At 62.3% G+C, this 10,231-nt stretch carries 9 protein-coding genes; 5 read left to right on the top strand and 4 right to left on the bottom strand.

Annotated features, from left to right (window positions below; translation table 11 throughout):
* The first annotated feature begins 33 nt into the window (after window positions 1-33).
* From ACYAS9_RS06010 to ACYAS9_RS06030, 5 genes are all read left to right on the top strand, one after another.
* Window positions 34-1,263 carry a SpoIIE family protein phosphatase gene (locus ACYAS9_RS06010; RefSeq protein ID WP_463567405.1) on the top strand — a complete coding sequence of 410 codons (1,230 nt, stop codon included), beginning with the start codon at window positions 34-36 and terminating at the stop codon, window positions 1,261-1,263.
* Window positions 1,256-1,831, top strand: a complete 576-nt coding sequence (locus tag ACYAS9_RS06015; protein WP_463567406.1) for a SiaB family protein kinase — start codon at window positions 1,256-1,258, stop codon at window positions 1,829-1,831. Before ACYAS9_RS06010 ends, ACYAS9_RS06015 begins: the two co-directional genes overlap by 8 nt.
* A 17-nt stretch (window positions 1,832-1,848) precedes the next feature.
* Entirely contained in the window at window positions 1,849-2,238 is a 390-nt protein-coding gene (locus ACYAS9_RS06020) for a DUF1987 domain-containing protein (RefSeq protein ID WP_463567407.1), read from the top strand.
* A 28-nt stretch (window positions 2,239-2,266) separates the two neighbouring features.
* Window positions 2,267-3,007 carry a GGDEF domain-containing protein gene (locus ACYAS9_RS06025; RefSeq protein WP_463567408.1) on the top strand — a complete coding sequence of 247 codons (741 nt, stop codon included), beginning with the start codon at window positions 2,267-2,269 and terminating at the stop codon, window positions 3,005-3,007.
* A 145-nt stretch (window positions 3,008-3,152) separates the two neighbouring features.
* Window positions 3,153-4,361: a GGDEF domain-containing protein gene (locus ACYAS9_RS06030; RefSeq protein ID WP_463567409.1), complete on the top strand. Its 1,209-nt coding sequence runs from the start codon at window positions 3,153-3,155 to the stop codon at window positions 4,359-4,361.
* A gap of 112 nt (window positions 4,362-4,473) precedes the next feature.
* Here the strand turns inward: ACYAS9_RS06030 and paaZ are convergent, their stop codons facing one another.
* The 4 genes from paaZ to ACYAS9_RS06050 form a co-directional block, all read right to left on the bottom strand.
* A complete protein-coding gene (gene paaZ / locus ACYAS9_RS06035) occupies window positions 4,474-6,528 on the bottom strand; it encodes a phenylacetic acid degradation bifunctional protein PaaZ (protein ID WP_463567410.1) in 2,055 nt (684 codons plus the stop codon).
* A 185-nt stretch (window positions 6,529-6,713) separates the two neighbouring features.
* On the bottom strand, window positions 6,714-7,898 hold the full coding sequence (locus tag ACYAS9_RS06040) for an OprD family porin (RefSeq protein ID WP_463567420.1): 1,185 nt from the start codon (window positions 7,896-7,898) through the stop codon (window positions 6,714-6,716).
* 224 nt (window positions 7,899-8,122) lie between these two features.
* Entirely contained in the window at window positions 8,123-9,769 is a 1,647-nt protein-coding gene (locus tag ACYAS9_RS06045; protein ID WP_463567411.1) for a cation acetate symporter, read from the bottom strand.
* Window positions 9,766-10,074: a DUF485 domain-containing protein gene (locus tag ACYAS9_RS06050; protein WP_463567412.1), complete on the bottom strand. Its 309-nt coding sequence runs from the start codon at window positions 10,072-10,074 to the stop codon at window positions 9,766-9,768. Before ACYAS9_RS06050 ends, ACYAS9_RS06045 begins: the two co-directional genes overlap by 4 nt.
* Between the last annotated feature and the right edge of the window lie 157 nt (window positions 10,075-10,231).

The following is a 10,231-nucleotide window of genomic DNA, read 5'->3' on the forward strand; positions in this document are numbered from 1 at the left end:
GGCCCGGCAATGAAAGCAGAGCATTTTCAATTCATGCGTCCCCGACTGCCCAGGGACCACAAGTGTGCCGGCGATTTGTGCAATGACGTGCCGGCCATCGACGCCGATGCGCCCAACTCGCTAGTCATGGAAATCTTCACGGTGCAGCGTGAGCTGGTGTGCCTGGCGGTGGTCGAGCAACAGCGGCCGATCGGCCTGATCAACCGCAATATCTTCATGTCGCAGATGAGCAAGCTCTACCACCGCGAGCTGTACGACAAGAAGAGCTGCATCGCTTTCATGGACAAGGAACCGTTGATCGTCGATGCCGGCATGAGCATCGAAGAACTGACCTTCAAGACCGTGGAGTTCGGTGAAAAGGCGCTGGCTGATGGCTTTATCGTCACCCGCGAAGGGCGTTTCGCCGGGCTCGGCAATGGCCTGCAGTTGATCGCCGTGGTCGCCGCCATGCAGGCGGAAAAGAACCACCAGATGATGCAAAGCATCGAATACGCCAGCGTCATTCAGCGCGCCATGCTGCGTGCCTCACGCGATGCACTGGCGACGATCCTCCCAGATGCGGCGCTGGTCTGGGAGCCGCGCGATGTGGTCGGCGGCGATTTTTATCATTTCTGCCAGTACCCCGATGGCTGGTTCGGCGCGATTGCCGACTGCACCGGCCACGGCGTACCGGGCGCGTTCATGACCCTGATTGCTTCCTCGGCCTTGGGCCAGGCGCTCGATCAATTCGGCCCGCGCAACCCGGCCACCTTGCTTTCGGCGGTGAACAAGAGCGTCAAGACCATGCTCGGCCAGGACAAGAGCCAGGACGGCGACGGTACGCCGCAATCGGATGACGGCCTGGATGCCGCGTTCTTCTGGTTCGATACCCACACCTGGACCGTGCGCTTTGCCGGCGCGCGCTTGTCGTTGCAGGTCCTGCACCCCGATGCCGGGCAGTTCGAGGTGATTGCTGGCCAGCGCATGGGCGTGGGTTATGTCGACAGCGCACTGGATTACCAATGGGATTTGCACACGGTGCCGGTGTACCCCGGCAGCCTGATGTTTATCGCAACCGATGGGCTGACCGACCAGATTGGTGGCGCGAAAAGTATCGCCTTTGGCAAGCGCCGGGTGTTCGAGTCGTTGCTGGCGCACAGCGAAAAACCAGCCACCGAGATCGGCCAGCAGCTTTTGCACACCCTGGCCCAGTGGCAGGGCGAACAGAACCGGCGCGACGATCTGACTTTCTTTTGCGCGCGTCTCAGGAGTGTTGATGACTAATTTGCCAGGCGCCACAGCGGAGCAGGACATGAGCTTTTTCGACTTTGCCCAACAGCGCAACGTGATTTTCTACCACATGGGTTACTTCTCCCACAGCGTCGTCTCGGCCATGGCCGAAGTCGTCAAGCTGCAACTGGAAGTCTCCGGCGTCAGCGGCCCGACGCGGCGCAAGCTGTTCTCTTCGTTTATCGAACTGGCGCAGAACATCGTGCATTACTCGGCCGATGCACTGGGCGAGCCATCGAGCGATGCACCGGGCCTGCGCCAGGGCGCGGTGTGCATCAGCACTGAAAACGAACGCTTCATGATGCTCTGCGCCAACCCGGTGGCCAGCGGCGAAGTCGAGCGCTTGCGCGCCAGCCTCGAGCCTTTGCGCGGGATGTCGGTCGAAGAAATAAAGCAGGCGTACAAGGTGTCGCTGCGTGCTGAAACGCCGGAGGGCAGCAAAGGCGCGGGGCTGGGTTTCCTGACCATGGCCCGCGATGCCAGCGCGCCTCTGGAGTACAGCTTCCAGCCAAGGCCACAAGATCCTGACACCACCTTGTTCTGCCTCAAAGCCACTATTTGAAGGAATGATTGACTGCCATGGATAACTTTTTCATCGAAGCCACTGCCACCTCGCCGGAAGTCGATTTCCGTTTCGACCAGCACCTGCTGAGCCTCAAGGGCGAGTCGTACCCGGAAAACGCGGCGGCGTTCTATGCGCCGGTGGTTCAGCAACTGCGGGATTTTCTGGCGCAATGTTCAGGCGTGACGATTACCGCCAACATTGCCCTGGCCTACTTCAACAGCTCCAGCACCAAAATGCTGTTCAGCATTTTCGACACCCTCGACAACGCGGCCCAGGCGGGTAACCCGATCGTGGTCAACTGGTATCACGATGAAGAGGATGAAACCATTTTCGAGTTCGGCGAAGAGTTGCAGGCGGACTTCACCGCCTTGACCTTCAATGATCATCCGGTTTCGGTTTCATAACCCGTTTTGCTTCCCGAGGAGTTTGGTTATGGCAACTGCAGGTTCTGCCGCCAATGTTCAGGCGGGCCAAACCGTGGACCTGTTCAGTGGCGAGACCGACGCTTTGCTGCATGCCCGCTCGGTCCTGGCGCAGGCCGATGCTGATGCAGCGCTGTATCGCCAGTCGTTGACCGAACTGACCGGCCACTTCGAGCGCTTGATCCGCGAAACCCGAAGGCTGATCACCCGCAGCGACCGGGCAGAGCGCGAGATGAACGCGCTCAATCTTCAATTGCAGACCCTGGCCGAACAACTGGAGTTTCGCGCCACCCATGATGCGTTGACCGGCGTGCTCAACCGTGGCGCGGTGATCGAGCGGGCCAAGCGTGTGCTGGAAAGCACCGGTGCCGTACTGATCGTGCTGGACGTCGACCATTTCAAGCAGGTCAACGATGATTTTGGTCACCCGGCAGGCGACGCGGTGATTCGCGGCATCGTCGAATGCCTGCACCGTATCGTCGGCAAGAGCGGGATCATCGGCCGGGTCGGTGGCGAGGAGTTCACCGTGCTGCTGCCGGCCGGCGATTTGCAGCAAGGCCTGGAACTGGCCGACGCGATGCGCGCCGCCATTGCCGGGCATGTGTTTCCCGCGCCGGTAAACCGCCGCGTCACTGCCAGCTTCGGCGTCAGCGCCAGCCCGGCCGGTACCCGTTTTGACGCGGCCTACAGCCAGGCCGATACCGCGCTGTACAAGGCCAAGCGAGGTGGGCGCAATCGGGTCGAGCTATAGAAAACCGGGCTCTGTGGGCGGGCGCAGGTTTTGCATAGGGCGATTACACGACGCCAATCTATCTGGCGGCCGGTAAGAGCCAGAATCATGGCGCTCTGCCATAATTCGGGCTTATCTGCGATCCGTCCCTGGTAAAGCCACTTCTATGCTACTCAGCGATCCCTTTTCCCTGCTGCTGATCGTTATACCGTTCGGGATCATGACCGCCTTGCTGCTTTGCCTGTCCTACGTCGGACCCGGCCGCAGCAGCACGGCCTTGCACTGGTGGCTGCTCGGCGAGCTGCTCAACACCAGCTACCGCGTCTCGGAATTGCTCCAGCCCGGCTTGCTGATGCCGCAGCTGTCGTGGCTGGAAATCCTCTCGCCACAGGCGGCATTTCTGGCCAGCACCGGCTTGCTGATCACCAGCATCGGCTTTCATACCCTGGCGTTGCGGTATTTTCTTGGCGACCCCGGCACGCCTGCCGTGCAGGCACGCTTGGTGGCGGTGCCACCGTTGGTTTACCTGGCCGGCGCGCTGATCCTGCTCAACACCTCATGGGTGCTGCCGTGGTTCTCGGGCATGGCCATGCTGGTAGCGGTTTTTCAACTGCGGGTGTGCCTGAAGCTGCGCTCACAGTACCGGGGCGTCTGGGGAATCATCATGACCGTGACCTTTGCGTTTGGCTTTCACGCCTGGTCGGCCATCGGTTTGCTGGTCGAGCCCATTCCGCCTTTGCCGTTCGATGAGCCGGACATGCCTTCGCGCATGGCGCTGGTGGTGGACTTTGTCGTCTCGTTCCTGCTGACCCTGGGTTTTGCCCTGATGCTGCAAGAGCAACTGCGCATGCAGGCGCTGAAATTGAGCATCACCGATGTGCTGACCGGCGCGCTGAACCGCCGTGGGGCACAGGCGATTCTCAATCAGGAATGGGCGCAGGCCATGCTGGGCCGCAACCCGATGGCGGTGGCGATGATCGACCTCGACAACTTCAAGAACATCAACGACAAGTACGGCCATGCGGTGGGCGACAGTGCCTTGCAGGTCTTTGCCGATACGGTGTTTTCCCTCAAGCGCCATTCGGATGTGTTCGTGCGCTGGGGCGGCGAGGAGTTTCTGTTGCTGTTCCCGCGCACCGATATCCAGCAGGCCCAGGTGTTCATGGCCCGCCTGCGCGAGGCATTGGCCAGCCGTGAACTGGACCCGGCACTGCCGCTGCGCATCGCCTTCAGTGCCGGCCTGACGCAGACCGATGCCAGCCTGCCGAACCAGAGCTTCGATGCCTTGCTCAACACCGTCGACCACGCGCTGTACCGCGCCAAACAGCACCGCGACCGCGTGGAAGTGGTCGGGGCGCAGGATGTGCTTACGTAAAATCTGGATGCCCGCAGGATCGTAGGACCGACTTTAGTCGGGAAGCAGACGCCACAAAATCGCGGTGATGCCATTCGCGGTTAAAACCGCTCCTACGTGAAGCATGCGGTGTTCAGACTGGATGTTTGAGCACCAGCGTCAGGATGTCGTAGCTGGCCACCAGTTCGCCGTTCTGGTTGGTGACTTCCACATCCCAGGCCACCACGCCTTGCGGTTCGTCCTTGGCGCTGAGCTTGCCCTGGTCGATCTTGCGTTTGCAGGTCAGGCGCGCCTGAATCGTGTCGCCGATGCCGACCGGGTTGATAAAGCGCAAGGTGTCCAGCCCGTAGTTGGCCAGCACCGGGCCCGGTGCCGGTGACACGAACAGGCCCGCAGCCGCCGACAGGACGAAATAGCCGTGGGCAATGCGCTTGCCGAATTGCGATTCCTTGGCGGCGATCTCGTCGAAGTGCATATAGAAGTGGTCGCCCGACAAACAGCCGAAGTTGACCAGATCTGCCTCGGTGACAGTGCGGCGGTGGGTCAGCAGCGACTCACCGATGCGCAGGTCTTCAAAGTAACGGCGGAACGGGTGCACTTCGGTTTCATACAGCGCCGCACCGCGCACGTATTCGCCGGTGACCGCCATCAGCATGCTCGGCGAGCCTTGCACCGCCGTGCGTTGCAGGTAGTGCTTGACTGCGCGCAGGCCGCCGAGCTCTTCGCCACCGCCGGCGCGGCCCGGGCCGCCGTGTTTGAGTTGCGGCAGCGGCGAGCCGTGGCCGGTGGATTCGGCGGCCGACTCGCGGTCCAGAATGTGCAGCCGGCCATGCAGCGCGGCGGTGGCCGGCACCACTTTGGCAGCGACTTTCGGGTCTTTGGTGATCAGGCTGGCGACCAGGCTGCCCTTGCCACGTGCGGCCAGGGCAATGGCTTCGTCGAGGTCGTCATAGGCCATCAGCGTGCTCACCGGGCCGAACGCTTCGATGTCGTGGGCGCCACCTTCAGCGTGCGGGTTGCGGCTGCGCAGCAGGGTCGGGGCAAAGAACGCGCCTTCGGTCACACCGTCACCGCGCGGGGCAAAACCATCGCCGGCACCGAGCAGCAGATCGCTGCTGGCCAGTAACGCTTCGACCCGTTCGGCGACATCGCTTTGCTGGGCGTGAGAGGCCAGCGGGCCCATGCGCACGCCTTCTACCGACGGATCGCCGGTGACTACTTTGGCCAGGCGCTCGCGCAGCTTTTCAGCCACCGCATCAATGTGCCTGGCCGGGACGATGGCGCGGCGGATCGCCGTGCATTTCTGCCCGGCCTTGACCGTCATTTCCCGCGCGACTTCCTTGATGAACAGCTCGAACTCCGGGTCGTCCGGAGTGACTTCCGGGGCCAGGATCGCGCAGTTCAGCGAGTCGGCTTCGGCATTGAACGGCACCGACTGGCGAATCAGGTTGGCGTTGACCCGCAACTTGGCGGCAGTGTCGGCAGAACCGGTAAAGGTCACCACGTCCTGGCCATTCAGGCGGTCGAGCAAATCGCCGGTGCCGCCAACGATCAGTTGCAGGCTGCCGGCCGGCAACAGGCCGGAAGCGTGCATCAGGCGCACGGTGGCTTCGGTCAGGTAACTGGTGGCGGTGGCCGGCTTGACGATGCACGGCATACCGGCGAGAAAGCTCGGTGCGAATTTTTCCAGCATGCCCCAGATCGGGAAGTTGAAGGCGTTGATGTGCACGGCGACGCCGCCGCGTGGCACCAGGATATGGCTGCCGACAAAACTGCCGAGCTTGCCCAGCGGCATCGCCGGACCTTCATGCACCAGGTTGCCCGACGGCAACTCGCGCCGGCCCAGGCTGGCGTAGGCGAACAGGGTGCCGGCGCCGCCTTCGATGTCGACCCAACTGTCGCCGCGCGTGGCGCCGCTGTGCAGCGACAGCGCGTACAGCTGCTCTTTGTGTTCAAGCAAGTATTTGCCCAGGTCACGCAGGCGTGCGGCGCGCTGCTGGAAATCCAGTGCCAGCAACTGGCTCAGGCCTTGGCCGCGGGCGTGATCCAGCGCTTCGCCGAAATCCAGAGATTCTTCATGGGTGCGGGCGATGCCCTGGCCATTGATGGCACTGCGCAGGACCGAGGCGCCATGCTGGCCGATCCAGCGGCCGCCGATGAAGCTTTGCAGGGTAGGGGCGTTGCTCATCAGGATGTCTCCGTGTGTAATTCCAATCATTCAAGGACGGCGCCCCCCGTAGGAGCGCGCTTGCCCGCGACCGGCTGCGTTAGCAGTCGTAAAATTTCAGCGTTTCATAAATTTTGTGAGTGCTAGCGCACTCGGTCGTCCGAGTGCGCCCCAAGGCAAAACATGCTCCTGCCAGGTCGTGTGCCTTACCAAAGCGCCAGGGTGTAGCCGACGATCAGGCGGTTTTCATCAAGGTCGGTGCTCAGGCCGTTGCCCGAGCGAAACGTCAGGTTGCGCCAGCGCAGGCTCAGGCCTTTGAGCGGGCCGCTTTGCAGTACGTAGGCAAGGTCGGTGTTGCGTTCCCATTCCTCGCCATGGTCGCCGCTGGCGGTGCGTGCGTTGCGACCGTCGACATAGCGGGTCATGAAGGTCAGGCCCGGCACGCCGAGGCTGGCAAAGTCGTAGTCGTAACGCAGCTGCCAGGCATCTTCCTCGGCGCGGGTGAAGGTGTTGAACGTCACCAGGTTCACCGAATACGGGTCGCCGCCGTTGAGAAACGGAAAAGCGCTGTCGCCGGACATTCGCTGAAAGCCCAGGCCGACTTTGTGCGCGCCGTGGCTCAAGGTGAACATGCCGTTGAGGTTGCGGTTGTCGATCTTGCCGGCGCGCTGCTGGCCGTCGTTGCCGCTGTCGAAGTAACGCAGGTCGCTGCGCAGGCTGAGCCTGTCGCCCAGCGGCTGGGTGTGTACCAGGCCGAAGAAGTGCTGGCGATAAATGTTGTCCAGCTTGCCGTAGTAGTAACTGGCGGTCAGCGTCGGGTTGATCGCGTAGCTGCCGCCGGCAAAGTCGAAGGCATCGCTGCTGGCCGCGCCATAGCCGATGTCGTCGCGGCTCGACGAGTCGCGCAAATTGGCGCGGGTCAGGCGCCCGGCATTGACGGTCAGGCCGTCGATCTCCTTCGAGGTCAGCAGGCCGCCCTGAAAGGTCGACGACAACAGTCGCGTGTCGTTGTAGGTGACCACCGGCAGCATCGGTTGCAGAGTGCCGACTTTCAGTACGGTTTTCGACACCCGCAGCTTGGCCGCCACGCCCAGTTCGCTGTACTCGTCGACCGGCTCACCGCTGGCCGGGTCGAACGCCAGCAAGCCGGTGTTGCGCCGATCACGGCTGGAGTCGAGCTTGATCCCCAGCTCGCCGATTGCATCGACACCCACGCCGACCGGGCCTTCGGTAAAGCCGGACTCGAAGCGGGCGGTAAAGCCCTGCGCCCATTCCTCGGCCTTGGCCTGGGGCGCATTGCTCTGGCGGAAATCGCGGTTCAGATAAAAGTTGCGCATTTCCAGGGTCGCCTTGCTGTCTTCGACAAAGGCGGCACTGACGCTGCCGGCCATGCTGGCGCTGACAGCGGCGAGGAGTGAAGCTGTGATGCGGATCGTGTGCATTATTCTTATTCCGTCTGGAGGGCACCTCTAAAAACTACCTGCGTTGCCATCTCTGCGTTAAAAACAGGCTCAAAATGCTCATTTACAACCCGTAAACTCCGCTTTTTCGCCTGTTTTTGCCTTGCGCTGACTGCCTCGCCTACGTTTCTAGAGGTGCCCTGGGGGCTATCTGATCAATGCTGGCTGGCGCCGGCTGCGCCAAAGCCGGTCATCGAGCGAATGAACTGCGCCATGTAGCGGCCACGTTCAGCCTGGGCGCGGGCCGACTGGTCGGTGACCGAGAACAGCCAGGCGCCGACAAAGGCAAAGGTCATCGAGAACAGCGCGGGGTTCGAATACGGGAACAGCGCACTTTCATTGCCCATGACCTTGACCCACACCACGGGGCTGAGTACCAGCAGCACCACCGCCGAGATCAAGCCGGCCAGGCTGCCGGCCACCGCGCCGCGGGTGGTCAGGCCTTTCCAGAACATCGAGAGGAACAGCACCGGGAAATTCACCGACGCGGCAATCGCCAGCACCAGCCCGGACAGGAAGGCGATGTTCTGCGATTCGAACAAGATGCCGAGGATCACCGCCAGCACGCCGATCACCAGCGTAGCCAGGCGTGACATGCGCATCTCTTCGCGCTCGGTGGCCTTGCCCTTACGGATCACGCAGGCATACAGGTCGTGAGCCACGGCTGATGCGCCAGACAGTGCCAGGCCTGCGACCACCGCCAGGATGGTGGCGAACGCCACCGCCGAGATAAAGCCCAGGAACAGGCTGCCGCCCACCGCTTGCGCCAGGTGCACCGCGACCATGTTGCCGCCGCCAATGATCGCGCCGGCGCTGTTACGGAACGCAGGATCCGTGCCGACCATGACGATGGCGCCAAAGCCGACGATAATCAGCAGCACGAAGAAGTAGCCGATGAAGCCGGTGGCGTAGAGCACGCTCTTGCGCGCTTCGCTGGCGTCCTTGACGGTGAAGAAGCGCATCAGGATATGCGGCAGGCCGGCGGTGCCGAACATCATGCCGACGGCCAGCGACAGGGTGTCGATCGGGTTGCTGAGCATGCCGCCCGGCGCCATGATCGCCACGCCCTTGGCATGCACGGCAGCGGCGCCGGCAAACATCGCCTCGGGACTGAAATTGAAGTGGCGCAAGACCATGAACGCCATGAAGGTGGTGCCCGAGAGCAGCATCACCGCCTTGATGATCTGCACCCAGGTGGTGGCGAGCATGCCGCCGAAGGTCACGTAGAACACCATCAGTACGCCGACCAGCAACACCGCTTGCAGGTACGAGATGCCGAACAGCAGCTCGATCAGCTTGCCGGCGCCGACCATCTGCGCCATCAGGTACATCAACGCCACGATCAGCGTGCCCAAGGCGGCGGTGATGCGGATCGGGGTCTGTTCCAGTCGGTACGACACCACGTCGGCAAAGGTGTATTTGCCCAGGTTGCGCAGCCGCTCGGCAATCAGAAACAGAATGATCGGCCAGGCCGCCACCACGCCCAGCGAGTACAGCAGGCCGTCGTAGCCGGCCATGAAAATCATCGCCGAAATCCCCAGGAAGGACGCCGCGCTGATCATGTCGCCGGCAATCGCCAGGCCATTCTGAAAACCGGTGATGCCGCCGCCGGCGGTGTAGAAGTCGCTGGTCGAACGGGTACGCAACGCTGCCCAGCGGGTCACGCCCAGGGTGAACAGCACAAAGACAAAGAACATGCCGATGGCATGCCAGTTTAAAGGCCGCGCCGCTGGTTCCGCAGCCAGCGCTGCACCGCTGAGCAACAGGCCGCCGGTCAGTGCAAACAGGTGAACGGCCTTCATGGACGAGTCTCCTGCAACAGCTTGGCGGCCAGCGGGTCGATCACGCTGTTGCTCTGGCGCACGTAAAACGCGGTGAGCACGAACGACAGCACGATCACGGTGATGGCCAGCGGAATGCCCCAGGTCGTAATGCCGCCGCTGAGCGATTTGCCCAGTACCTGCGGGGCAAAGGCCATGACCAGCACAAAGCCGTAGTAGATGGCCAGCATGATCAGGGTCAGCGACCAGGTCAGGCGCTGCTTGCGCCGCACCAGTTCGATGAAATCGGGATGCTGCTGTAAATGCTCAAGGTCTTGCGGTGTCATGGCGGCTCTCTCTTGTTTTGATTGTTGAGATGGGCGGTTGTCCTGCCTGGAACACGGCCCCTCGTAGGAGCGCGCTTGCCCGCGACCGGCTGCGTTAGCAGTCGTAAATTTTCAGCGTTTCGCAGATTTTGCGAGCGCTACGCACTCGGTCGCGGGC

The sequence above is a fragment of the Pseudomonas sp. HP_08 genome (assembly GCF_055284095.1).